26 protein-coding genes and 1 tRNA gene are annotated in these 25,476 nt (G+C 29.9%); 11 read left to right on the top strand and 16 right to left on the bottom strand.

The annotated features are described in order from the left end of the window. Positions 1 to 57: 57 nt before the first annotated feature. Positions 58 to 1,773: an AAA family ATPase gene (locus tag HBE96_RS17480; protein WP_342590195.1), complete on the bottom strand. Its 1,716-nt coding sequence runs from the start codon at positions 1,771 to 1,773 to the stop codon at positions 58 to 60. A gap of 277 nt (positions 1,774 to 2,050) precedes the next feature. On the opposite strand from HBE96_RS17480, the gene HBE96_RS17475 reads away from it, so the two are divergent. Continuing rightward, complete coding sequence (locus tag HBE96_RS17475; RefSeq protein ID WP_169298995.1) at positions 2,051 to 4,102, top strand: methyl-accepting chemotaxis protein; 2,052 nt, start codon at positions 2,051 to 2,053, stop codon at positions 4,100 to 4,102. 109 nt (positions 4,103 to 4,211) lie between these two features. Here HBE96_RS17475 and HBE96_RS17470 read toward each other — a convergent pair whose 3' ends face one another. Continuing rightward, positions 4,212 to 5,096, bottom strand: coding sequence for a Crp/Fnr family transcriptional regulator (locus tag HBE96_RS17470; protein ID WP_243186984.1), 885 nt, complete (start codon positions 5,094 to 5,096; stop codon positions 4,212 to 4,214). Between HBE96_RS17470 and HBE96_RS17465 the strand changes: the two genes are divergently transcribed. From HBE96_RS17465 to HBE96_RS17440, 6 genes are all read left to right on the top strand, one after another. Then, complete coding sequence (locus HBE96_RS17465; protein ID WP_243186983.1) at positions 5,074 to 5,994, top strand: NADH:flavin oxidoreductase; 921 nt, start codon at positions 5,074 to 5,076, stop codon at positions 5,992 to 5,994. The two genes, HBE96_RS17470 and HBE96_RS17465, sit on opposite strands and share 23 nt — an antisense overlap. Next, positions 5,987 to 6,508, top strand: coding sequence for a nitroreductase (locus HBE96_RS17460; RefSeq protein WP_169298992.1), 522 nt, complete (start codon positions 5,987 to 5,989; stop codon positions 6,506 to 6,508). Before HBE96_RS17465 ends, HBE96_RS17460 begins: the two co-directional genes overlap by 8 nt. 21 nt (positions 6,509 to 6,529) lie before the next feature. Then, the gene (locus HBE96_RS17455; RefSeq protein ID WP_169298991.1) at positions 6,530 to 6,871 is read left to right on the top strand and encodes a TIGR04076 family protein; all 342 of its coding nucleotides are present in this window, start codon (positions 6,530 to 6,532) and stop codon (positions 6,869 to 6,871) included. A 5-nt stretch (positions 6,872 to 6,876) separates the two neighbouring features. Next, entirely contained in the window at positions 6,877 to 7,443 is a 567-nt protein-coding gene (locus tag HBE96_RS17450; RefSeq protein ID WP_169298990.1) for a flavodoxin family protein, read from the top strand. Between the two features lie 104 nt (positions 7,444 to 7,547). After that, positions 7,548 to 7,997, top strand: coding sequence for a hypothetical protein (locus HBE96_RS17445; RefSeq protein WP_169298989.1), 450 nt, complete (start codon positions 7,548 to 7,550; stop codon positions 7,995 to 7,997). A gap of 242 nt (positions 7,998 to 8,239) precedes the next feature. Then, a complete protein-coding gene (locus HBE96_RS17440; RefSeq protein WP_169298988.1) occupies positions 8,240 to 8,386 on the top strand; it encodes a hypothetical protein in 147 nt (48 codons plus the stop codon). 779 nt (positions 8,387 to 9,165) lie between these two features. Here the strand turns inward: HBE96_RS17440 and HBE96_RS17435 are convergent. Both HBE96_RS17435 and HBE96_RS17430 read right to left on the bottom strand, forming a co-directional pair. After that, positions 9,166 to 10,167, bottom strand: a complete 1,002-nt coding sequence (locus HBE96_RS17435) for a GGGtGRT protein (RefSeq protein ID WP_169298987.1) — start codon at positions 10,165 to 10,167, stop codon at positions 9,166 to 9,168. Positions 10,168 to 10,188: 21 nt separating this feature from the next. Continuing rightward, positions 10,189 to 10,881, bottom strand: coding sequence for an iron-sulfur cluster assembly scaffold protein (locus HBE96_RS17430; RefSeq protein WP_169298986.1), 693 nt, complete (start codon positions 10,879 to 10,881; stop codon positions 10,189 to 10,191). A gap of 534 nt (positions 10,882 to 11,415) precedes the next feature. On the opposite strand from HBE96_RS17430, the gene HBE96_RS17425 reads away from it, so the two are divergent. Next, a complete protein-coding gene (locus tag HBE96_RS17425) occupies positions 11,416 to 13,368 on the top strand; it encodes a S8 family serine peptidase (protein ID WP_169298985.1) in 1,953 nt (650 codons plus the stop codon). Positions 13,369 to 13,743: 375 nt separating this feature from the next. Here HBE96_RS17425 and HBE96_RS17420 read toward each other — a convergent pair whose 3' ends face one another. Next, positions 13,744 to 14,970: a response regulator transcription factor gene (locus tag HBE96_RS17420; RefSeq protein ID WP_169298984.1), complete on the bottom strand. Its 1,227-nt coding sequence runs from the start codon at positions 14,968 to 14,970 to the stop codon at positions 13,744 to 13,746. 159 nt (positions 14,971 to 15,129) lie between these two features. Between HBE96_RS17420 and HBE96_RS17415 the strand changes: the two genes are divergently transcribed. The 3 genes from HBE96_RS17415 (at position 15,130) to HBE96_RS17405 (ending at position 16,570) form a co-directional block, all read left to right on the top strand. Then, positions 15,130 to 15,291, top strand: coding sequence for a nucleoside-diphosphate kinase (locus HBE96_RS17415; protein WP_169298983.1), 162 nt, complete (start codon positions 15,130 to 15,132; stop codon positions 15,289 to 15,291). An 81-nt stretch (positions 15,292 to 15,372) separates the two neighbouring features. After that, a tRNA-Leu gene (locus HBE96_RS17410) sits at positions 15,373 to 15,459 on the top strand. 118 nt (positions 15,460 to 15,577) lie between these two features. Beyond that, positions 15,578 to 16,570, top strand: coding sequence for a tyrosine-type recombinase/integrase (locus tag HBE96_RS17405; protein WP_169298982.1), 993 nt, complete (start codon positions 15,578 to 15,580; stop codon positions 16,568 to 16,570). A 37-nt stretch (positions 16,571 to 16,607) separates the two neighbouring features. On the opposite strand, the gene HBE96_RS17400 is transcribed toward HBE96_RS17405, so the two are convergent. The 11 genes from HBE96_RS17400 to HBE96_RS17350 all read right to left on the bottom strand — a co-directional run bounded on the left by HBE96_RS17400 (position 16,608) and on the right by HBE96_RS17350 (position 25,473). Next, positions 16,608 to 17,048 (bottom strand): hypothetical protein, encoded by a 441-nt coding sequence (locus HBE96_RS17400; RefSeq protein WP_169298981.1) that lies wholly within the window; start codon positions 17,046 to 17,048, stop codon positions 16,608 to 16,610. A 114-nt stretch (positions 17,049 to 17,162) separates the two neighbouring features. Beyond that, positions 17,163 to 17,978, bottom strand: a complete 816-nt coding sequence (locus HBE96_RS17395; protein ID WP_169298980.1) for a GH25 family lysozyme — start codon at positions 17,976 to 17,978, stop codon at positions 17,163 to 17,165. Positions 17,979 to 17,989: 11 nt separating this feature from the next. Next, entirely contained in the window at positions 17,990 to 18,220 is a 231-nt protein-coding gene (locus tag HBE96_RS17390; RefSeq protein WP_169298979.1) for a hemolysin XhlA family protein, read from the bottom strand. Positions 18,221 to 18,282: 62 nt separating this feature from the next. Next, entirely contained in the window at positions 18,283 to 20,511 is a 2,229-nt protein-coding gene (locus HBE96_RS17385) for an Ig-like domain-containing protein (RefSeq protein ID WP_169298978.1), read from the bottom strand. Positions 20,512 to 20,525: 14 nt separating this feature from the next. Further along, a complete protein-coding gene (locus HBE96_RS17380) occupies positions 20,526 to 20,792 on the bottom strand; it encodes a hypothetical protein (RefSeq protein ID WP_169298977.1) in 267 nt (88 codons plus the stop codon). Positions 20,793 to 20,844: 52 nt separating this feature from the next. Next, positions 20,845 to 21,189, bottom strand: coding sequence for a phage head-tail connector protein (locus HBE96_RS17375; protein ID WP_169298976.1), 345 nt, complete (start codon positions 21,187 to 21,189; stop codon positions 20,845 to 20,847). Positions 21,190 to 21,250: 61 nt separating this feature from the next. Beyond that, on the bottom strand, positions 21,251 to 21,451 hold the full coding sequence (locus HBE96_RS17370; RefSeq protein WP_169298975.1) for a hypothetical protein: 201 nt from the start codon (positions 21,449 to 21,451) through the stop codon (positions 21,251 to 21,253). Positions 21,452 to 21,517: 66 nt separating this feature from the next. Further along, the gene (locus tag HBE96_RS17365) at positions 21,518 to 22,441 is read right to left on the bottom strand and encodes a hypothetical protein (protein WP_169298974.1); all 924 of its coding nucleotides are present in this window, start codon (positions 22,439 to 22,441) and stop codon (positions 21,518 to 21,520) included. A 96-nt stretch (positions 22,442 to 22,537) separates the two neighbouring features. Next, complete coding sequence (locus HBE96_RS17360) at positions 22,538 to 23,119, bottom strand: DUF4355 domain-containing protein (RefSeq protein ID WP_169298973.1); 582 nt, start codon at positions 23,117 to 23,119, stop codon at positions 22,538 to 22,540. Positions 23,120 to 23,219: 100 nt separating this feature from the next. Beyond that, positions 23,220 to 24,065, bottom strand: a complete 846-nt coding sequence (locus tag HBE96_RS17355) for a minor capsid protein (protein ID WP_169298972.1) — start codon at positions 24,063 to 24,065, stop codon at positions 23,220 to 23,222. 1 nt (position 24,066) lies between these two features. Next, positions 24,067 to 25,473, bottom strand: coding sequence for a phage portal protein (locus HBE96_RS17350; RefSeq protein ID WP_169298971.1), 1,407 nt, complete (start codon positions 25,471 to 25,473; stop codon positions 24,067 to 24,069). Positions 25,474 to 25,476: the final 3 nt, after the last annotated feature.

Raw genomic sequence — 25,476 nt, 5'->3', positions numbered from 1 at the left:
TTATATTTGCCTTAAACCAAATTCAATCTGAACTTAAAAATCACCTGATATAGAAGTCTATATTTCCATATTAACTACACATTTATCATTTACAAATACTAATGCCCACTTTTTTAAATTAGGCAGTGAACTTAGTTCTTCTGACTTAGAATATTGTTTAAGTTGTGCTGATGCTTCCTTTGTTTTTTCTTCTACTATTTTTTCTCCTTCTCTTTCATACTCTGCTTTTGTTATATATTTCAGTTCAAATATTGCAAAATAGGTTGGCTCCATATTTGCCTGTTTTAAAAGTGCTACATCAATATATCCATTATCAACTTCATATTCAGACTTAACTAAGTATATTTTACTTAAAAAACAATAAGTTAAAAATATTAGTTTTACATACTTTTCGTCAAATTTAATGTAGTCCCTATTGGAAAGTTTATTTAAGGTTTTTTCAACTATTTTTATGAGGCTTTCATTTTTACCCTCTAAAGCTATTTCTGCTATTGAATCTTCTATATCCGATACATCTATTTCATAATCTATAGCTTCATTAAGCTTTTTACCAGAATATTCAAAATAAAGACCTTTTATAGCATAATTAGGAATTTTTAATATAGATCTATCTAAAACTATTTTATCTATTGTTAACATTCCCAAATAAAAGAGCAATAATTTAAAATCATCTTTACTAAAATCCTTTTCTAAAGAAAACCCCTCTGTTATTCTTGAGGTAATTCTTTCTCCTTTTAATATATCATCCAATACCTGCATATTGGCACTTTTATTCTTCAAATCAAACATTTTACCTAGTTTTCCATAGTCACTTGCTATATTTCTATCTATTAAACTTTTGGGTCCTTTACCTGAATCCACATAACTTTGCATATAATAAAGAATCATATCACTATTAAACAATCTCTTTTCACATTCTTCTGAAAACAAATATCCATTATAATTCTTTTGAAGTACCTGTAAAAGTTCTTCTAATTCAATTTTATTTAGAGGCTTTCTAACTACATTATTTATTAGTCCTATAACTTCTTCTTTAGTAAATCCCATCATTTCATTAAAAGCAGGATATCTTGTTATATCCATTGCAATATTAAAACCACTGGTTAAACTATCTAAAGTTATAGGGCTTACACCTGTCATAAATATTCTTTTCACTATGGATTCTGTACCTTTTTTTAATACTTCATACCATTTTCTTACGAAGCCTGTTTTACTCACTACATTTGAAAATAAATCTGTTTTAAAGCTTAAAAGTTCATTTGCAAAATGATCATATTCATCTATTATTACGTACATTGGGCTTTGGATTTTAAAACTTACCTGGGTAAGAAAATTTTCGAATATGCTTGCGGCACTGCCTTCTTGTATATAACTTATATCCAAATTATATACTTGAATAAATTTATCAAAAGAATCTTTTATAGTTCTTATAAAGGTTTCTTTAAGCCCTTCTTCTGTATCTGTATTTAATCCTGTAAAATTAAACTTTAAAATATAATAACTATTTTTTTCTTTAGTACTATTCTTTCCTATGTAGGTTTCTCCAAAAAATTTTTCAAAATTATCCTTTTCATTTATATCATAATAATTAGCCAAAACTGAAGTAAAAAGACTTTTTCCAAAACGTCTTGGCCTTAAAAAAGTTATATAACTTGAATGAAAATTTTCTAGTCTTTCAATATATTCTGTCTTATCTATATATATATAATTATCATATACTAAATTTTTGTAGTTACTTTGACCATATGGTAATTTTTTAATCAGCTTAAACACCTTCCTTCAGCTATTCACACTTATTTTTATTATATCCTAAAGCATATTAAACTTAAACGAAATTTACATAATAAATTTTTGAGCAGAAATCTTATATCAATATATAAAGAAAAAAAGCATAAGGAAATACAATATTTTCTCTATAATTTATTTAAATCATATAATTGTTCACTAATGATTAAAATATTTTTTACAAGAAATTAACATAAAAAAATATGTTATTAAAATGTATATTATATACTGATAACTGATAAAAGTAAGATTTGGAGGTAACCCAATGAAAAAAATAAAATTTAAATCGGTAAAGACTAAACTTTTTTTAATTTTTACTACAATCATGATAGTGCCTGCTACTATTTTGGGAATTTCATCCTACCTAAAAGTTTTTAATACTCTTAAAATGCAAAAAACGTCAGAAACTGTTCAAATAAATAAGCAAATAGAATATTCATTAAATGAATTTACATCTAGTCTTAATAAAACAGAAACTCTGCTGGCTAAAAGTCCTGTTTTTGTAGACATGGTAAATAGTGAAGAAAGTGGAGAAGCTTCAGATACTATGCTGATCAAACCAGAGGTTTCAACAATGAGAGCTATGCTTAGTAATTTGGTTGATTCAAATGGCAATGTAAAAGCAGCATATATAGCTACAAGAAATAAAAATATGTATTCAGGAAAAGTAAAAGCTTTATATGCAGAGAAAAAAACATATGATCCTACTACATCAGAATGGTATAAAAATGCTGCTTCTCAAGACAAAATCTTATGGACAAAACCCTATTTAGATAATAATAAAAATAATAAAGAACCCATTACAGTAGTAACTTTATCAAAGGCTATAGAGAGAAATGGAACAATGTATGGTGCTGTGGCTATGGATATAAATCTTAATGAGTTGATAAAAAAGATAAATGGAATAAAAATAGGACAATCAGGATTTGTTTATGTAACTAACAGCAATGGAGAAATACTTATACATTCTGATAAGAAAAAAATTAGGAAATTAGTTGAAAGTACAGAATTACTTGATAGTTTAAAAAAAGCTGAAGGGAATTTGAGAACCAAAACAGATGGAAAAGAATATATAACTTCTTTTGAGACAGAGCCTAATACAAATTGGAAGGTAATATGTAATTTACCGGTATCTGAATTGAATCAGGGTGCGGTTTCAATAAAAAAGTTTATGATAATTATAGGCATTATAACAATAATAATAGCTTTAATAATAGCATCCTATGTAAGTACTAATATGGTTATTAAGCATTTAGATAAACTAAAAGAAGTATTAAGGAAATCTTCAAAGGGTGATTTAACCGCACAGGTTTATATAAAAACAGAAGATGAGTTTTCAGAAATTGGTGAAGGATATAATAATATGACTTTAAGTATAAGCACATTAGTAGATAAGGTTAAAGAATATTCAAAGGTTATAACAGAGCAATCATCATCATTGAAAGAAACAGCAGCTCAAACTCAGGTAGCTACAAATGATGCAGTTATAAATATAAGCGAAATATCAAAAGCAAGCATATCTCAAGTAAGTAGTACTGAAAAGAGTGAAGAACACATTTCTCATTTAGCTGAAAATATTGAAAATGTATCTACCTCTATCAGTGTAATAGGAGAAATGCTAAAAGAAACACAAGAAATAAATGAAAAAGGAATATATACAGTAAAAACATTAACAGATAAAACTCAAAACACAATTGCTGCAGAAGAAAGACTTACTAAAATGGTTTTGGAGGTTGATAATAGTTCTATGGAAATTGCAATTATAAGTGAAGCGATTAATGAAATTTCTGAACAAACTAATTTATTATCACTTAATGCTTCTATAGAAGCTGCACGAGCTGGAGAGGCAGGAAAGGGATTTGCAGTTGTTGCAGAAGAAGTGCGAAAATTGGCAGAGGAAAGTGCTGCAGCTTCTAGTAAGATACAGAATCTTGTTAAGAAAATACAAGTAAAATCAAAAAATGCAGTAGCTTCTATTAGTTCAAATGAACAAATATTTAAAGAACAAAATAATGCAGTTAATGATACTAAAAGTATATTTGAAGATATATCTTCAAATATACAAAGGCTTTATAATGAAGCAAAACAAGTAAATAACTTAAATAAGGAAATGGTTGATAATAAGAATTTTATGGTAAAGATTATAGAAGATATTTACACTTCATCAAAACATACTAGTGCCTCTACAGAGCAAATGTCAGCAAGTACCGAAGAGACTCTAGCTATGATAGAGGAATTTAATTCTCATACTGAGCAATTGAATAAGTTAGCAGAAAACCTTGAAGAAAGTATAGCTAAATTTAAAACTCAGCTTTAAATATAATTATAAATTACATAAAGTGTTTTTTGTATCATTCTTAGCAGAAAAATTTAATTTATTTATATATAATCAATATTAATTGAATAATGATTCAGAACATTTAATGTTAAAGTGTTTCAATAGAACAATATTTAGCTAATGCAGAAGAATCAATTACTTCAATATGTTTTCTACGTGTTGCAATGATATTTTCATTGCGCAGAAAGGATAACCCACGTGTTAAATTTACACGACTGATTCCAAGAACATCAGCAAGATCATTTTGTGTAATTCCAATAAAGCTTTCTGACCTAATATCTTCACTAACCAGAAGTAGATAGATCAAATTACAAAGCTTTATGAAAGAACTGTTGTACTCCTGATGTGCATTATCATATAAAAGCAAATTGGCATAGGTTGAAAACCAGTCGATGACAGCGGATCGCACATTGTAATTGTCTTCAAACATGGTGTGGAATTCTTCTTTTGTGAATTCCAATACTTCCATGTCAGTCATAGCAATTGTAATAATGGATTTTTCAATTTTGTAGTTTTTTTGGTGGTAGCCAGGAAATACGGTGCCCTTTCCATGAAATGAAACAATCTTGCGATGACCATTTTCATGCTCAATGTAATTTTGTGCAACTCCAGAAATAATGTAGTGGATTGTATTAAAAGGTTCCCCAGGCTTCCATAAGTAATCGCCTTTATGGAATATTTTCTTTTTATGTGACTGTAACAAAAAGTAGTTATAACATTGCAAAAAATCATTTGTAAAAAAATAACGTGGTGTAAGCATGAAATCAGCTCCTTTAGAATTAAAATTAAATACTTTTATTATACCAAAAAATATATGACTTTCAAAAAGAGCTGATAAAAATAAAGGAAGTAGGAAAGGAGATATAAATATGGTAACAGCGTTCTCTAACCTCAAGGCTCCAATTAAGATTAATGTAAAGACTATAAAAAACAGAATCGTGGTACCACCAATGGCTGATTTTGGATTAACCAATCCAGATGGATTGGTAAACAAGCGACATTTACAACATTATCAAAGTTTTGCTGAGGGTGGGGCTGGCTTGATTATTATAGAAGCCTGTGCGACTTCAAAACTTAAGGAGACAAGGAACACCATTGGTATCTTTGATGTCAATTGTCTGGAAGGATTAACCCTTCTTGCGCAGGCAACAAAAAAGAATGATGCTGTAGCTGTTGTGCAAATGATGAATACAGGTTTGTCTGCTATGAAAGAAATTTCACTAAATGAAATCTCAAGGTCACAGTTCCTTGCCTATCGGGATGATTTTGTATCTGCAGCAGTTCGCTGCAAAACTGCAGGATTTGATGGTGTAGAACTTCATGCAGCACATGGCTTTTATCTGAATCAGATTATGGAGCGAAACAACCGCACTGATGAATATGCAGATGGAACAGTATTGTTGACTGAGCTGATTTCTGCCATTAAAGAAAACTGTGGTTCAGATTTCCTTGTAGATGTCCGTTTCGGTCATAACAATAAAGAAGAATTAATAAAGATAGCAAAAGCTTCAGAAGCTGCTGGTGCAGATTTTCTAAATGTATCTTTGGGATGTTACTATTTTCAGGAATGCCTAGATTCTTTTCCATATGAAAGAACAGTTTATATGGCATCTTTGGTAAAAGAAGTGTCCACCATTCCAGTCATATGTGTTGGTGGCATTACATCTGCAAAACAGGCAGAAGACATTCTAGAAAAGGGATATGCAGATCTAGTGGCAGTTGGTCGAGGGCATCTGTGTGATCCAAGCTGGGCTAATAAGGTCCTAAATGGAATAGAACCTATTCCATGCAAAAATTGCAGGAGCTGTCTATGGTATATAGATGGAAGGAAATGTCCTGCACGAAAAAGAGAGGTAAAAAAATATGAGTGAAGTAATCAAAAAAATTGAAACAAGAAGAAGTATACGAAAGTATAAGCCAGATATGGTACCAAAGGAAATCATTGATAAAATCGTGACAGCCGGTACCTATGCTGCTACGGGAATGAATAGACAGTCACCTATTATTATCGCTGTGACAAATAAGAAACTACGAGATAAGCTTTCCAAACTGAATGCAGAAATCATGGGAACTAATAGTGACCCGTTCTATGGGGCTCCAGTTGTTCTAATTGTGTTAGCTGATAAGAATTGGGTAAATCACGTTTATGATGGTAGTCTTGTTATGGGGAATCTGATGCTGGCAGCACATGATCTTGGTATCGGAAGCTGCTGGATTCACAGAGCAAAAGAAGAATTTGAACGTCCAGAAGGAAAAGCAATTCTTAAATCCCTTGATATTGAAGGTGAGTACGAAGGTATTGGACACTGTATTCTTGGTTATGCCGAAGGAGAATTGCCGAAAGCATCACCAAGAAAAGAAAATTACGTCTACTACATTGAATAAACTAAATATAGGAGGAATATTATGCAACATAAATGTAAAATAACAGTTTTGAGAAAAGAATGTTATACAGATTTACAAGGCCAATATCTTAAAGATCCAAAATCAGGTCCTTGCCCATTCTTTGAAGAAGGACAGGAATTTATTTTAGAGCGTAACGGCGAACGAGACGACTTCTGGCATATGCTGAACGGCAAATTTTGCTCAGAAGCCTGGGACTGTGTCAGTCGGTACGTTTATGCAGCACTTCAGGGCGGTTCTATCATGAAAGGCTGGACAAATGACGAAAAGATGATGATTGCCTGCTGCAACGATGGTACTCGACCAGTTATCTTCAAAATCGAACGTATTGACGAGGAGGAATAAATATTATGAAAGTTCTATTAGTTAATGGTAGTTCTCATAAAAATGGGAGTACATACACCGCTCTTACTATGGTAGAGCAATCCCTACTTAACAATGGGATTGAAACAGAATGGTTTCATATAGGAAACAAGCCTATTCATGGATGCATTGATTGCTGTAGGTGTGAAAAAACAAATCGATGTGTCTTTACAGATGATCCCTGCAATGCTTTGATAGAAGCCTTCTTGCAGGCAGATGGAATTATCGTTGGTACTCCTGTTTACTTTGCGGGTCCAAATGGTGCTCTTTGTGCATTACTTGATCGTGTTTTTTATGCGGCAAGTACACATGGGCAATTATTTAGGGGAAAGCCTGCGGCTGCTGTGGCAAGTTGTTATCGTGCTGGGTCAACAGCAACACTTGACCGATTAAATAAATATTTTGCATTCAGCGAAATGCCTGTAGTAACCAGTGAGTATTGGAATATGATGTTTCAGCATGGCTCTAGCGTAGGGATGGATGCCAAGGGACATAAGATTTTACAAACACTAGGTGTCAATATGGCTAATATGGTGAAAAAACTAAACGCATAAAATGTAAAATAGACAGATTAATTATTAATCATAATGTAAAAGATATTCCTAATGCTAAAGAACGTCTTGATGATATAATAACAGCAAGAGTATCAACATTAGGAATGTATACACTGCAAGGATATCAGTTTACTAATAAAACATTTACATTGGGATTACCTAACCAAGTTATAGATAATTTTCCTATTCAAAGTTATGTAAATGTATACAAAGTTGATGGTAATGGAACTAAGGTTGCAGCTAATATTTCACTATCTTCAGACAGAAAAACTATTATAGTAAATTCACCAGTTGGAAATTATGATACAAATTCTTCATATGAATTAGATATGCTTCCAGGCATTAAGTTTGTAGATAATTGCGAACTTTTTAGTGCACTAATCATTCAATTCAATACTGTTGCTGGTCCATCTACCACTTCAACTATAAATAAAACATCACTTATAAATGATAATGAGAAGTCACTTAATATTAATATTGATAATCCTTTAAAAACAACAAATATGACCCTAAACTCTCAACCAATTTCAAAAACTCAACTTAGTAGACATTAATATGTCTCTTTAGAAATAACATTAATAGAGAAACTTCATGGTTGTTAAAATACTTATTATTATAAAATATAAAAAAAATCAGTTACCTTAAGTTAAAAAGTAACTGATTTTTTATTTTATAATTTTTACTTACTAAAACTGTAAATTTAAGTTTATTCTAAATGTTTCACACTTATAAACTGTTAAGCTCTGTTTGTAACTACTAGAAAATATATATTTTTCATTACAATTCTTTTGCAACATTGCAAAGACAATCTTCTCCTACTTCCATGCCTTCTATTGTATTTTCTGCAACATTATCTAAAATAAAATCTACATCAACTCCGCATGGAGTTACTTCTTCAATTTATCCAATTTCAAATGATTTACTAGTTTCTTTGCCTTGCTAAATTCTTAATTTATTACGTTTAATTAATTCATCTCTTCCTGCGGATATTGCTTCTTCTTTTGTATTAAATTCTTCTCCTTGGCAACAAAAATTGTCAGCTAACTTCCAATCTCTGTAAGGCTAACAATTTTTTATAAACTATGTACTCAAATTTATTTTCTTATATTCCATCCCACTGTCTTTGCAAATTCTTCAACTTGTGTGGACTATTATATTTTAATTTATAAAACTAAATGGTAGCAACAGTTTTTTTAACCATTACTACCACTTTAACATTGATTTAAACTTTATTAAGTTACTCACTGCATTATGATAATGATGAATTCAGCTATTTCTCATTTTTTTATAACCTACATATGCTCTTCCACCATATATTTATGCAGTGAATATTAATCTTATTATGAAGCTAGATAAACTTATTCATAATTCACTTAGCGTACTAATCGTTCAGTATTTCTCCATTGTCTATCATTTCAAATACTATTTGAGTTTGTGGGTACTTATATATTTCTTCTTTTAAGTGAGTAATATCATGACTTTTAAAAGAATTTATATTATTTTTCCCATCTCTTGATTATTTTATTTGATCTAACTGCTGTGCTAAGTAAGAATTTCATTATCTGTTTGTATTCTTAATTTTTTTGCATATTATTATATCACCCACCTAAATAAATGCATACAAAAAAGAGACACATCTAACTAATTTTAATTAATTAAACGTGTCTCTTTTTTTATTATAAACTTTAATCAGTTTTTATTCAGTTAATACGGTCTAAACCCTTATTTGCTCATAGCTTCTTCAACAGCAACTGCTACTGCAACTGAAGCTCCAACCATTGGGTTGTTACCCATTCCTATAAGGCCCATCATTTCAACGTGAGCTGGAACTGATGAAGAACCTGCAAATTGAGCATCTGAATGCATTCTTCCCATAGTATCTGTCATACCATAAGAAGCTGGACCTGATCCCATGTTATCTGGGTGAAGAGTTCTTCCAGTACCACCACCTGATGCAACTGAGAAGTATTTCTTACCTTGTTCATAACATTCTTTTTTGTATGTTCCTGCAACTGGATGCTGGAATCTTGTTGGGTTAGTTGAGTTACCAGTTATTGATACGTCAACTCCCTCTTTGTGCATTATAGCAACACCTTCTCTAACATCGTCTGAACCATAGCATTTAACTTTAGCTCTTTCGCCCTTTGAGAAAGCAACTTCTCTAACTACTGCTAATTTTCCTGTGTAGTAGTCAAATTTAGTTTCAACATATGTAAATCCATTAATTCTTGAAATTACATAAGCAGCATCTTTTCCAAGACCATTTAATATAACTCTTAATGGTTCTTTTCTAACTCTGTTAGCTTTTTCAGCTATTTTTATAGCACCTTCAGCAGCTGCAAATGATTCATGTCCTGCTAAGAAAGCAAAACATTTAGTTTCTTCTCTTAAAAGCATAGCTGCTAAATTTCCGTGTCCTATTCCAACTTTTCTATCGTCTGCAACTGATCCTGGAATACAGAAAGCTTGTAAGCCTTCTCCTAAAGCTTCTCCAGCTTCAGCAGCCTTTTTACATCCTTTTTTTATAGCTATTGCAGCACCTAATATGTAAGCCCAGCAAGCATTTTCAAAACATATTGGCTGAGTTGATTTAACTATGTTATAAACATCTATTCCCTTTTCATCACAAACAGCCTTAGCTTCTTCTATAGTCTTCATGCCATACTTTTCAAGCACTGGTTTAATCTGATCAATTCTTCTTTCATAACTTTCAAATAATGCCATTTCAAACGTCCTCCTTATATATTATTCATGTCTTGGATCGATAACTTTTACAGCTTCATCAAATCTACCATATTGTCCAGTAGCTTTTTCTTTAGCTTCGTTAGCATCCATTCCTTTTCCTATCATTTCCATCATTTTTCCAAGGTGAACGAATTTATATCCTATAACTTCGTTGTTTTCGTCTAAAGCTACATTTGTAACATAACCTTCAGCCATTTCTAAGTATCTAGTTCCCTTAGCTTTTGTACCATACATAGTACCAACCTGGCTTCTTAATCCTTTTCCTAAATCTTCAAGACCTGCTCCTATAGGTAGTCCACCTTCTGAGAAAGCAGTTTGAGTTCTTCCATATACTATTTGTAAGAATAATTCTCTCATTGCTGTATTTATAGCATCACAAACTAAATCTGTGTTTAATGCTTCAAGTATAGTTTTTCCTGGAAGTATTTCTGATGCCATAGCTGCTGAATGAGTCATTCCTGAACATCCTATTGTTTCAACTAAAGCTTCTTCAATTATTCCATCTTTAACATTTAAAGTAAGTTTGCAAGCACCTTGTTGTGGAGCACACCAACCTATACCATGTGTTAATCCTGATATATCTTTTATTTCTTTAGAGCGCACCCATTTTCCTTCTTCTGGAATTGGAGCTGATTGGTGGTTTGCTCCTTTAGTTACGCAACACATTCTGTCAACTTCTGTTGAATAAATCATATTTTATTCTCCTTCCTCTACTGATAAAATTATTTTTATAAGAGTAAAAAACTTAATTCATAATTTTTCACCCCTGGTAGTACTTTTTATATCCCAGTGGGATTTTTATGTTCCCACTAAGTACAGCACAATTCACACTGAACAATTATATTGTAGCAAAGATGCCTTAATATAACAATACATTTCTGTATAAAAATTTATAGAATAATATAAAAAATTGCTTTGCAATATGCTTATATTGCAAATTATGAATAATAAGGTATTAACTTCCTAAGTATCTACCAATATTCCAAAGTTTCCCTCACGGAAAATTTTGCTGTTGTAACAAAATTGTTATATTAGTATGGTAAAATGACCTTATATGACAAAATATCGCAAATTAAATACATTCTATATAAAAATACATATAAACTAGTGAAAATATTTTAAAGGAGTTGATGTGAATGATTAAATAAAATACAATTATTACAAATCAGATTATGAACACTCTATTAAATGTGAAATTCATTCCACACATACAAGGAGGCTTGTAAAATGAAGCAAAAAAAGTATATAGGTACACTGTTAATAGTATTATTACTTAATTTCCTATGTGGAGTAACAGTTTTTGCTAGTACTCCATCACAAAGCAGTACCAAAAAATATATAATTAAATTTAAGACAAACAGTACTGATAAAGGCCAGGTAATATCAAAATATAACGGAAAATCCAAACAACAATTTAAATATTTCAATGCAGCTACTGCTGAAATGACAACTCAAAATATAGACAAGCTAAAAAAAGATTCAACTGTAGATTATGTAGAAGAAGATAACGTAGTAAAAATATCTTCAACTTCAATAGTAAAATCATCAGCTTCCATGACTAATTGGGGAGTTAATGATATAAATGCTCCCGCTTCATGGCAATCAGGATTAACAGGTAAAGGTGTAAAAATTGCCATTATAGATAGTGGAATAGCTTCACATTCTGATTTAGCAATTGCAGGTGGTACTAATGTTATAACTGGTTCATCGGGATCATCCTATACTGACCAAAACGGTCATGGTACACATGTGGCAGGAGTCATTGCTGCACAGGGATTAAATGGTGGCGTTAAAGGAGTGGCACCAGATGCCTCAATATATGCTGTAAAAGCCCTTGATTCTAGTGGACAAGGCTATACTTCAGATATAATAGCTGGAATAGACTGGGCAATGCAAAATAAGATGGATATAATATCAATGAGTATGGGAACAAATGAAACTTCTACAGCATTAAAAAATGCTATAGACACAGCTTACAATAATGGAATATTAGTTGTAGCAGCTGCTGGTAATGACGGTAATACTAGTGGTACTGGAACGAGCATTGAATATCCTGCTAATTATCCTTCAGTTATTGCAGTTGGAGCAGTAGACTCTAGCAATACAAGAGCTTATTTTTCCTCTACTGGAAGCAAACTTGAAGTAAGCGCACCAGGAGTTGATATACTAAGCACTTACTTGAATAATGGATATGCAAAAATGAGTGGTACATCAATGGCAACTCCTTTTGTAACTGGAGATCTAGCATTATTAAAGCAGAAGTATCCAAGCTATACCAATTTACAGTTAAGACAGATGCTTGATAGCAATGTAAAAGATCTTGGAACATCTGGTAAGGATTCATTATATGGTTACGGCTTAATAGTAGCACCAGGTAGTGCAGCAACTACAACTACTACAGTATCAACACCTATAGCAAGTGTAGCAGCTGGAACTTATACTACAAGCCAAACAGTTTCATTAAGTGATGCAACCAGTGGAGTTTCCATATACTATACATTAGACGGAACTACACCAACATCTTCAAGTAAGTTATATTCATCACCTATTATAATAAGTTCAACTACAACATTAAAAGCTGTTGCAATAGATAATTCAGGAAATTCTTCTTCAGTTTTAAGCGTATTGTATACAATATCACAATCAGGAACTACACCTAAAGTAACACCTACGCTTGGAACAATACCTACACCAACAGCTTCTGTACCATCAGGTTCATATAGAACTCCTTTAACAGTTACACTATATGATAGATATTCAAAACCATTAAAAGCTTATTATACTTTAGACGGAAGCACTCCAACTACTAACAGCACACTATATACTGGCTATATAAAAATAACAACAACCAGTACTTTAAAAGCTATAGCTGTTGATTCATCAGGAAATACCTCTGGAGTTCTAAGTAACTCATATACCATAGTTACACCTCCAGCTAATCCAACAGCAAGTGTTAGAAGTGGTCTGTATCTAAAAGCACAAAATATAACTTTAAGTGATATCACACCTGGAGTATCAATTTACTATACTACAGATAGAACTATGCCAACATCAAAAAGTAATTTGTACACAGGACCAATAACAATAAAAAATAATACCACTCTTGCTATGATAGCAATAGATTCATCTGGAAATGCATCACAGGTAGTTGTAGCTCAATATATTATTCTTAACAGATAATAAGTTTGATTTTTGTTAATTACTCAACTTCTTTTTAAAAGGACAGAGGATAATTGTCCCCTGTCCTCTCAAAAAATATTCCTTTGCAATATTTTTAAACTGTGAAAGTTGAGCTACATAACCTATATCTTATGTGCATTATGGATTCGTGATTATACTAGAACTGTATATTTTTAATTATACAATCGTTTTCCACATATATATCTGTAATAATAAAAACTTTTTTTGCACTTTTGTAAACGTTTTATGTTATATTCTTCTTAAATATCCTATTAAACAATATGCTGTTTACAAAAACACCGTATAGGTTTGTAATTTTCCATTCTCCTTATATTACTTTTTACTATTTTATGTATATTAACTTATCATGAAAAATTACATTTCTTCCAAACTCATTCTGCAACCAAGCAGTCTTTTCTCTCTGAACTTTATAGGTGATTCTCCAGTTACCTTCTTAAATGCTCTGCTGAAATAATGCTGACTGCTATACCCTACTAATTCAGAAACTTCACCAATTTTTACTGTAGAATCCTTCATCATTTCTATAGCACTTTCAATTCTCACATTTGTTAAATAATATACAAAAGAACACCCTATTCCTGCTTTTAATATTTTAGTTACATACGCAGGAGTTATTTTAAATTCCTCTGCAACTTTAGAAATCTTGAAATCATTTTCAAAATAATGTGCTTGAATAAAATTACACATCATCAAAGCAAAAGGCTTCTGTTTCGCTTCCCTACTTATAGCGTTCAGTAAAGCTTTATATTTATTTTTTATTTCAGCAATTTCCCCTTTACTTTCTGACTGTGCAACAACTACAATTTGATTTAACTTTTTTATAACAGCCTTCTTCAGATTTTTCCCAACTTTATACCACTGCTCTTTATTTCTAATGGTTGAAAATACTATTATTATATTTTCAGCATTATGAATTAAAACATTATATTCCTCTTCACACATAATTTTTTCTACAATGCTTTTTAATTCAATCATATAATTTACTTTTCTTAGATCATTTTCAATATTAAATCTTTCTAAAAGTTTAATTACACAAATTCCTGACAGGCTTTCTTTTCTAATTTTTAAAAACTTTAAATTTTGCTCAATTCCTTTTTTATTCATTTCTCCAAAAATCAATTTATTTAAAAAACTTTTCTTCACCAAGGAGATATTTTCTTCAACGTTCTTTGCTTTCCACTTCTCATATTCCCTATTACTTTTCCTTCTATTTAATTCTTTTATAGCATTCTGTATTGCACTATGAAATGTACTACTCTTCACTGGTTTTAGTAAATAATCAAAAACATTAAGTCTTAATGCCTTTTGTACATGCAAAAATTCACTAGAACTGCTGATAATTATTGTAATGCAATCCATGTCTCTTTCTTTTATATTTTCGATAAATTCTAACCCACTAATAACTGGCATTCCTATATCCACTAACATAATATCCGGCTTTATTTCACTTATGATGTTCATTGCCTGTTCACCATTTTCTGCTTCTCCTATAATTTCAATATCCCTTTGCATACAACTTATCAGATTTCTTAACTCTTTTCTAATTCTAAATTCATCATCAACTATAAGTAATTTCCACATTTGTTTTCCTCCAAGCCAAAATTTCAGGCAAAAATAAAGTATACTAATAATCATTGGTAAAACACACTTATCTAGATTAAATTTTATAAAATCTATATATAATATAAGTGTCAACTTTATTAACATTCTGTAAACACTAAAAAAGCTAACACTACCTTCTTGGTAAAAAGAGTAAATAAGGCTACCAGTTTCCTTGAAGCTGCTTCTGGAAATATCTATGATAAATTTGCTAATAATAAAGAACGAAACTTAGCTCATTCTTCAGATAGTTTGCAAAGTGCTGCAAGAAAGCTTAAAACTTGGTTTTCAGAAATTTTTTGATCTACAATAAAAATTTCTTAATATAAATAGCATTTTTTATTGACACCATGGTATTTATATGTTATTATTATTTCGTTACATGCCGGAGTGGTGGAATTGGCAGACGCAACGGACTCAAAATCCGTCGAGGTCACACTCGTGCGGGTTCAAGTCCCGCCTTCGGCACCATTAAAAGGTTTTAACAGATTTTAATTAATCTCGTTAAAGCCTTTTTTCATGTCTAAAAATAAAAAGTCCGTCGTGGTGGATTGCTTCTACTCAAAATATAACAAATGGAGGAATATCAATGAGTAGAAGAAAACTTAAATTAACAAATGAAACTGAGTCTAGTCCGATTATTACAAGTGACCGAGAAATTTTTAATGACATTACTATCAACGATTTTTTTGAATTACATAAAAAATTTATGGAGTTCAAAGCCTTAGAAGGTCTAGCTCCTAGAAGTTTACAAGACCATAAAACTCATTTCAATTATCTCAAAAATTATCTTGAAACGGAGCATCGGATTACACCAGTCCGTTGCTTAGATATAGACCTTTTAAGAGGTTATATTCACTATATGGTGTACGAAAAGCAATATAAACCTTGTACTATAAATATCAGACTTCGTAACCTAAAAACATTCTTAAAATGGCTGCATAATGAAAATTATATCGATATAGATTTTTCAACAAAACTGAAATTAGTAAAAGAACCTAAAGATACAATTAGACCATTATCAGATACTGATGTTAAAAAAATGCTGAAAGCTCCAAATAAAAAAGCATATTCTGGATATCGTGACTTTTGTTTAATGCTTTTGATGCTTGATTGCGGAATAAGAATAACTGAAGCCATAAATCTTGAAGTTGAAGATATTGATTTAAAAGTTGGATTAGTTAATATTAAGGCTGAAAATGCTAAAACAAGAATGTTTAGGCAAGTTCCAATAAGTAATAAGACATGTAAATTTTTAAAAGAACTGATTAATATATCCAAAGAAAATAATTGTAGCTATGTTTTTCAATCAAGTTTTGGTGGAAAAATAACAAGAAACCAAATAGTACACAACTTTGAAGATTACGGCAAATCATCTGGTGTTGAACAAAGATGTACACCTCATGTTTTCAGACATGTATTTGCAACAAATTTCATTAAGGCTGGTGGTGACATTTTTGTACTACAAAAAATATTAGGACATTCAACATTAGCAATGTGCCGAAAATATATTCAATTAGATAATTCGGATATTATAAAAAAACATAGTGAAACCAAGCTACTAGATAAATATATTAGGTAATATATAACTATAATTATTAAACAAGGGTGAATTAAATTTACCCTTGTTTATTTTGATTTTTTAATATATCTAAAGTTTCTTGAAGCTTTTCTATAACTTCATTTTCACTAGTTTGTATTAATTTATTTTGATCTGTATTTAATTCTCCTGTTGGTTCTATAGGTAGACTTTTAACGGTCTTACCAAAATCTTTTATTGTAGCATCTACTAGCATTTCTATTTCATTTTTAGTAAATTTATTTCCAAATCTATTATCTATAATATCAAGTATTTCAACTAATTCATTTTCGTAAAATTCATTAGGTTTACTTTTAACTATATCTACAACAAAAGTCCGTATAAAATTATAATTACTTTCCCCTGCAACTGCAATTGCTTTCTTTTCAAAAGCTGTCAAGGTTTTATAAGCAAAAGGTGTAATTATAATAATTACTAAACCTAATATTAATTGCATTATCTGTATTAAATAATTTTCCATAAAATCAAAAATCCTTTCTAATATATATTTTTTTGTATACATATATCTACAAGGTTAAAGAGTGTCTACATATGTATACAAGTTTTATATCTGTAGACATTTAAATTGTTTTGTCTACAATGTTTTAATAAATTCCCTAACTAAATCTAAAGTTTCAAATCTATCTACGCCAGTGAATTTTTGTTTTACATAAGAAGTAAATTCTCCACCACCTACTGCATATACATCTTCAACTATCGAATAATCAAAAGGTCTACTTCCTAAAATAGTAGGACAATTTAATTTATCTGCTAAATACTCAGCTATTCTCTGATCTGCTATACCATTATAGACAACTATATTTTTCACTTTCTTTTTACCTCCTGTAGTTATTAATATACTTTCTTGAAAATAATCTAAATCAGTTTGAGTAACAATTCCTTCAATTTGTCCCTTATCACTATATTGCCATGAACAATTAGGATATAGACAAGGCTCTTTACTAGAATATTTTGCTAACCATAAAGGAATATCGGTAATATTCCCTTGTAAATATTCTAAATAAAAGCTTTCTCCTGTATATATGCCTATCTTATAACCTTGAGATTGTACATAATTTATAAATTGATTAGCATAATTTATAGCATTTTGTTTTGACCATCTTGTATCTTCCTCTATATCAAGCCATAAAATTGTATCACTTTCAAATTCACTAATAACTGATAGAAAATGTTGTGCTTCTCCTATAGGATTTACACTATTAAAACTAGCAAAATGATAAAAACCTATTGGAATACCAATAGACTTACAATTACCATATCTATAATGAATTAAACTATCTATATGTGTTACCCCCTCGGTAGCTTTTTGGATTAATAAATCTACATTTTGTTTTAATAAATTAAAGTCCTCTATATCGTCACCTTCATATACATCAATTCCCTTTAACATAAATTACCTCCTTAATGGAATTTAAAAAATAATCCTATGGCTGCAATAATTATTGCCCCAAGTGTTGTCCTCCAACACCATTTAACATTATCCTTTATTTCTGTTATATCTTTTTCATTCTGCTTACTTGTAGTAAATGCTATATCGGTTTTTTCTCTTAAATTTGTAAAATCGTCTAATTTGGTTTCCATACGAACCAACCTTTCCAAAATCTCTTGAATTACATCACTATTACCATCCATACTTTCACCATCCTTTCTATAAAAATAGGTAATAAAAAAAAGACTATTTCTAGCCTTTTCTATTAATATGGTGTTATTCTAACTTTGTTGGTTGTAGTTTTACTACCATCTTTGCTTGTAGCCACAATATTAAAGTATCTATTATGCCCATCATCGAAAATCCACTTTGATGTCGTTTTGATTGTTACTGTTGTGTCTGTATAAGCTGTAATGGTAGCATATACTATACTTTCAGTTACACCATTTACAGGTTCATTTGCAATAGTCCAATTTACATTCATATTACTTGTGTAGGTAGTAGACCTATTTAATACAACACTTGTCTTTCCAGTTATAGTTAAAGCATCATTTACAACTATTGATATTTGCTTAACTATATCTTGATAAGCAATACTTATAATAGAAGTTCCTGCTGCAACTCCCTTAATTAATCCATTGCTATCTATAGTTACATTAGCATTATCAAGTGAATATGCAACCGTTGGATTAGATATAATTTCATCTGTAATGGTTGTTGCTCCTTGAGTTACTAATTTTCTAATTTCAGTAACTTTTATTGTTTTAGTTGTTCCTTTATCAAGTATTACTGCATCATTAGTCATTACAACATTATCTAATATAATAGTTTTAAAGCTATAAGTTGTTATTAGTGGTATTGATTTTACTGAAATGGTTGTACTATCAGAAACACCATTGTAAATAGTTGTAACTGTGGCTGAACCTGCTGAATTGTAAGTAATTAAACCTGTATTTGATACAGTTAAAACATTGATATCACTTGAAACATAAGTTATTACTGGGTTAGTATCTGCTACACCATCTATAGTACAATTGATACTTAATTGTAAAGTATCTCCTATATACATTGTAGTAGTTGGCTTATTACCTATTGATATAGCATAAACTATTGCTGTTGCTGTAATAGTAATACTATCTATTTTATCTTTATAAGCCACAACTACGGTTGCTGTACCTGCACCAATAGCCTTAATTGTTCCATTAATAACTGTTAAAACATTCGGATCTGATATTGTATAAGTCAATACTGGGTTAGTATCTACAATATTATTACTTGTACAAGCAATCGCCAAATTGTAACTTTCTCCAACTTTAAGTGCATTTATTTTATTAGTAATATTTATTGTATTTATAGCAATAATACTAATATTCATACTATCACTCATACCGTTGTAATTGGCTGTAATAGTTACTATTCCTTGCTTAATACCTTTTATAGTACCATCATTACCAATAGTGGCAACATTCGGGTCACTAGAACTATATGTAATTATTGGATTAGTTTCTTTTACACCATCTTTATAGCACCCAACATCTAAAATATAGGTGTAATTTACGCCAACGTTGTCGGTTTTATTTAATATATTTATACTGTAATTAATTGCTTTCACATTAAATTCAAGATATTTAACAACACCTTGAGAAAAGACTTTTATTTTTGCTGTTCCTGTTGATATAGGAGTAATAGTTCCATCTGTTCCAATACTAATAGTATCGGGGGTTAAAGACGTATAATATACTGGAACTTTACCAGTAATATCAACATTATCAGCCAATATTTGAACACTAGGTTTTATTGTTGAACCCATTTCTAAATTATCTATAAAATTTATATTAAGTTCATATTTCTTTGAAAAGAATGTACTTTCGTTTGCCATATCCATTAACTGTGTGCTAGTTTCACTAACTTTTCCATGATAAGTAATTAAACCTTTTTTTGTTTGATCTATTCCTTCAAACTTAAACGCATATCCAAATTTCACAATTTCTGTACCTAAACTTATAAAATCACTATAACCTTTCCATTTTGTAAAGCTATCACTTTTAACTGTAAAATAAGCTTCTCCATCTGCTAAAGAAAAATACTGATTAGTTGTAACATTAAATGCTGATCTAGTTGCAATTATTGGAACGGTATAATTATATTTATAATCTTCTACTTCACTATTAGCATTTTTATAACTAATTGGAATAGGGAATTTAACATCAAAATTACATTTTGTTATTCTTCCTCTATAAGTGTTTTTGCTTACATCTATTTCTGATAAAATAAGCCAGTTCATGTTGTTATAGAATATTAAATCTCCTTGATTAATTTGAAAATTAGTAATAATAATTTTTTCATCTAATTCATTAATTTTCTCTGTAGCATCTATTATAATTGCTCTTTTATCAATTTCATTGACTTTAATATTAATACCAACTTCATAAAGGAGAAAATCAATATTATTATCTATATTATCATTCAAATAGCCTTTAACATTTCCAAGCATTAATTATTCCCCCTTTAGCTTTGGCATTTATAAAGCATTATTTCCATACAGCCACCATAATTTTTAGGTTTTATACATTTATAAAATTCATTATCTATTTTTAAAAAGCTTTTTTTCGTAATTAAATTAGTATATTCACAATAAAATCTTTTACTTATACAAAAAACAAATTCTTCTATTTTTATTTGTTTATCATATTCTTGCAAATCTCCATCTACTAAACCGATTGATTTTAAATCGGTTGGTAAATTATATATATCAACTGTCGCATTATAAAACATTTCATTACCTCCAATTTTATATTATTATTTAGAGGGTATAAAAAGCCTTATATTACAATAGTTGTATATAAGGCAATGGTAATAATTCTTTTACACTCTTTGGAAGTCCACCTTCCCAAGTTGCTGATTGACTACCAACTGAACTTTGTTTAATACCCTCATTTCCGTTTCTTCTATAGCAAACTAAAACATACTCGATTAGGGCATCGGGATATGCTGTAGCATCTGTGATAGAAGGATTATTTAAATATTTAATAATAGCATTGTTACCTCTCCTTAAATAAATATTTAATATTCCATCTTTACTATTATCTGTTTCTTTAATTCTCAATAAAGTTTTAATATCAGATAATAGCACTGTAGTTTCTATTATCTGACCTGTTCCACTCCCTGTCATATTCTCACCACCCTGTTACAAAAGAATAGGGATATAGATATTTCTACCCATACCCCTTCTATTATTCTTCTTCTTTATTTTTATTCTTTCCTTTAGTTTTTGGAGTTTCTTCTACCTTTTCCACTTCTTCATCATCATTATTTTTTTCTTCATCTTCTATAACTTCTTCAATTTCCTTATATCCTAAAGATTTTAAATGTGCAATTTCATTTTTGTTTTCATTGGCTACTATTCTAATAGCATTTAAAAATTGTAATTTCATTAATATATCACCTCTTAAATTATTTTTAAAAAATTAAAAACAAGGGAATTTAATTCCCCTGTTCTCCTATGATAAAGCTTCTTTTACGTTTACAAATACACCTGCTAAAGCGTTATTTGGAATCCATAAATCATGATATTTTCTGTAGTCTAATTTGTAAGCATTAGCAGCTTGGTTTACCATTGGGTCGAATATTCTCATAGTATCTGTTTTGCTTACTGCTATAGGTGCTGTTTGAGTTGAGATTATCCAGTTTATATTTTTAGCTGAAGCATCTGCTGTAAATCCACCTTGAGTTTGCCCTGCTGTTTTACCATCATTAAATATGTATGCAGTCTTTAAACGTGCTGAAGGTACACCAATTACAGGACAATCATCTATCATAAATACTTTAGTTGAATATGCTCCTTTTGCAAAATCTGTTACAACTAATTGTTTATTTATTTCAGTTGAATTTTCTAATATGTTCTTAGTTAAAGTAGACATAGTAACTATTAAAGGTACTTCTCCAACTACATCTTTAATTTTTGCTATATCAGCTTTTAATTTGCTTAATATATCTGTTGCTACTGGTGTATAACCACCAACTGCCTGTCCCCCTGTTATAGCCAAACTTGCTATACGTGAATATCTATAAGCATCTATTTCGGGGATAACTTGTACTGCTTGGAACTGGCTCATAACATTACTTGCACTTGCAACAAAATTACTTTCGTTAACGTCCATAGCATCTAAAGTAAATGTTCTTGCTCTATCTTGTGTCATAGTCATAGTTTCGTATGCTAAATTTACTGCACCTTGTGTAAATCCATTATTTCTATCATAGTTGCCTAAACCATCCATTGTAATTTTGGGAATCTTGATAGTATTTCCTCCATTGTAAATAACTTGTGATGCATTTCCTTCCATCCAACCTGAAGTTGCTCCTGCAATTAATTGCTTGTCTAAAGCGTTTTGAAATAAAGTAGCATAAGCTATTGAATTTGCCATATTTATTACCATCCTTTTATATTATTATTTTTTATTTAAAATTCTTGTTCTTTAACGTCTGCAATTACAAAAAGACCATTTTTTATATTATTTATTCTATAATCCAAAGCATTTGTTAATTTCTGCCTGTGCCTGTTCTTCTGTAGTTGGTAAATTATCTCCTTTAGGTGGGATATGAGTTCCACTTTTTAGAAAATCATCTTTCACACTTTGAGTATAAGTTTCTAAAGATTTTTCCAGTGCTGTTAAGTTGTTCATAGTAGTTTCTTCATCTGAACCTATGAAATAATTTAAAATATCACTAGGAAGTTTTTTCTCGGTTGCAACCTTTAATGCTTTATTTGCAAGGTCTTTCTTTAAACTTTCAGCTTTTATTTTATCTATTTCTGCTAAAGCTTGTTCCAACTTTATCTCTCGAGGGTCTTTATTGCTAGGATTTCTTTTAGCAATTTCTTCTTCTATTAATTTAGGTAGTGTATTAGTTTTAAAAGTTTCTACACCTTTAGTTACACGTTTATCTCCATAAGTTTGAAGATATTGTTTACCTTCCTCGTTAGTTTCAAGAAAGTTTTTTACCTTATCAACGTTGATTAATCCATTCATAAAATTCTTAACATCTTCTGAATCTTTATTAGTTGTAAAATATTCTGTTATTTCATTAAAATTTTCTATTGCCATAATAATTAACCTCCTGCCCTTAATAGTCCATACCTTTTTATGTCCTATCAAGTTCAAATAATAGTAATTTGTTCAATCTACAAATTCCGAAAAAGATTTTTTATATTGTTATATTATTATTTGATTGATACATTTCCCAACTTAGGGAATTTGCTTTATGACCTTCAATAATAGGAATAAGCATTGATCTACAATTAACATGAGTATTAAGTATGGGTATAGGTGCTTGACCAATTGGATAAATATTATCATTTAAATTTTTACATAAGTCTGTAGTAACATTGTCCAATATTGCAGAATACCACACTTCCTCTATTCCTCCATCTACATAAGCCTGTAATTGTGCCTTTGTAAAATCAATAACTAACTGATTTTCAACTAATCGGTGGCTATAAAATACCCCTGTATTAAAGTTCTTATCAATTACCTTAAACATTTTTTGTAGTGATACGCCCTTTATTAAGTTATACTTTATCTCCTTAATTAACTGATTTATAAATTTAATTTTATTAATTTTATTCCTATCATAAGCATTTTTACGGTCTATTTTCTCCTTAATTATCTTAGCAACTTGTTCATCTGTAAGTTTTATTAATTTAGTTGCTCCAATAATATAAGAAGTTTTATAATAAGTTTCCTTGTATACCTTCGACAATAAGCTGCCTAAAGCTTCATCTTCTTGTAATGTTAAATTATTTATTACTTGCTTAAATAATGGTTGTAATTCAGTTGTAATTTTATTTACAGTAGATGAAGTCAATTGCAACTTATCATCATTGGGATAAGTTAAATAAATTTGATTAATTTTAGTTTTAATAAGTTCCCTATTTTCCTTAAATGTACCCATTAATAAATCAATTTGTTTTGTATATTTTAAAATAAACAAAAATAAAGCTATCATTTTTTCATGTAGCTTTTTATCCTTGTTTTTATCTTCAATTTTCATTTTATACACCTATATAATTTATGCTATTGGGAACATTTGAAGGATCGCCATTATCGGGTATATTTGTTTTATTCTCATCAACTTTTTCATCATCATATGGGTTATAATCATCATCTAGGTTTAACATATTTTTATCCTGTTCATCTCTAATACGTTTCATTTCAAGTTTTGGATTTTCAATAAAAGGTAACAATGATAATTTAGTTTCTTGAGATATATCAACTCCACCTAATTGACTAATTATAGATGAAATCATACTTAGGTCTGTTGGTACATTAGGACTAAATTTAACTTCAATATTTTTATAATCATAAGATTTATTATTTTTTTTCTTAAATCCTGCTTGATAATTTTTAAGGAACAAAAATAAGAATTTCAATCTTATCATTATTACATCTGTCAAACTATCTGCTATCAACTGGCAACGTTGCTCAAGGGTTAATAATCGTCCACGTAATGCCAAGCTTGACGTATTTGAACTTGGTTTCTCAGAAGTATCTATATGACCTGTACACTCATAAATATCATCTTTTAATTCTTTTAGAGTTGTTTTTAAGTAACCATCATTCAATTCTTTTATCAAGAAATCAATATTAGCATCTTTTGGAACATTAATAATTCCTTTTGTGTCAAAATATTTAATATCATCTTCTTTAACAGATGCTCCACAAACCTTGAGATAAGCATTACGGAAATCACTATTTTCATTTACTGCATTACTTAGTGTTACATTATAACTATCATTTAACCCCTTTATCATATCAAATATAGTACGGTCTATATTTGCAAACGCAACTGGAACTCTACCAAGAAATACGTTAGGCTTTCTTGATATTACCTCTAAAGTACCACCTTTTACCGTTATAATCTCATTATCAGTATAAATATCAATAAATATATTATCAATAAATGGCTTTCGGTAAAAATATAAGAATAAAACTACCATATTATTTTCATCTATCAAACCAAAACTATTTAATGGATTTAATATTTTCGCACAAAATTCCTTGTCTTGATTTATATAAAATAGTTCATATGCTTTACCATATATACTTAAATCCCTACATAAATTTTGATTATGTTTTTTACTCCAATGTGCTAAATAATAATCAATATCCATAATAACATCTGTTTTGCCATTTTTTGGAGTGAATGAAACTGGCTTACCTAGTATATAACTAATTTCTTCATCAATAAATCTACCAATAAAGTTACACTGGCATATTTGATTACTTCGCTTGTCTACGCTTATATAATTATCTACAATATCATGATGATCTTTATAATATTTATATTTAGTTTCATTTAAAAGTTTTTCACTCTGATATTGACTACAACATTGAGTAACAACTTTTCTTAATGTTGTATCTAAACTATCTATTGTTTTTATTGGTGTATTTGTGTCCATGTT

The sequence above is a fragment of the Clostridium muellerianum genome (genome assembly GCF_012926525.1).
GTDB classification, from domain to species: domain Bacteria; phylum Bacillota; class Clostridia; order Clostridiales; family Clostridiaceae; genus Clostridium_AM; species Clostridium_AM muellerianum.
Note: the sequence above shows the minus strand (reverse complement) of the source record. Positions and strands in the feature narration are given on the sequence as shown.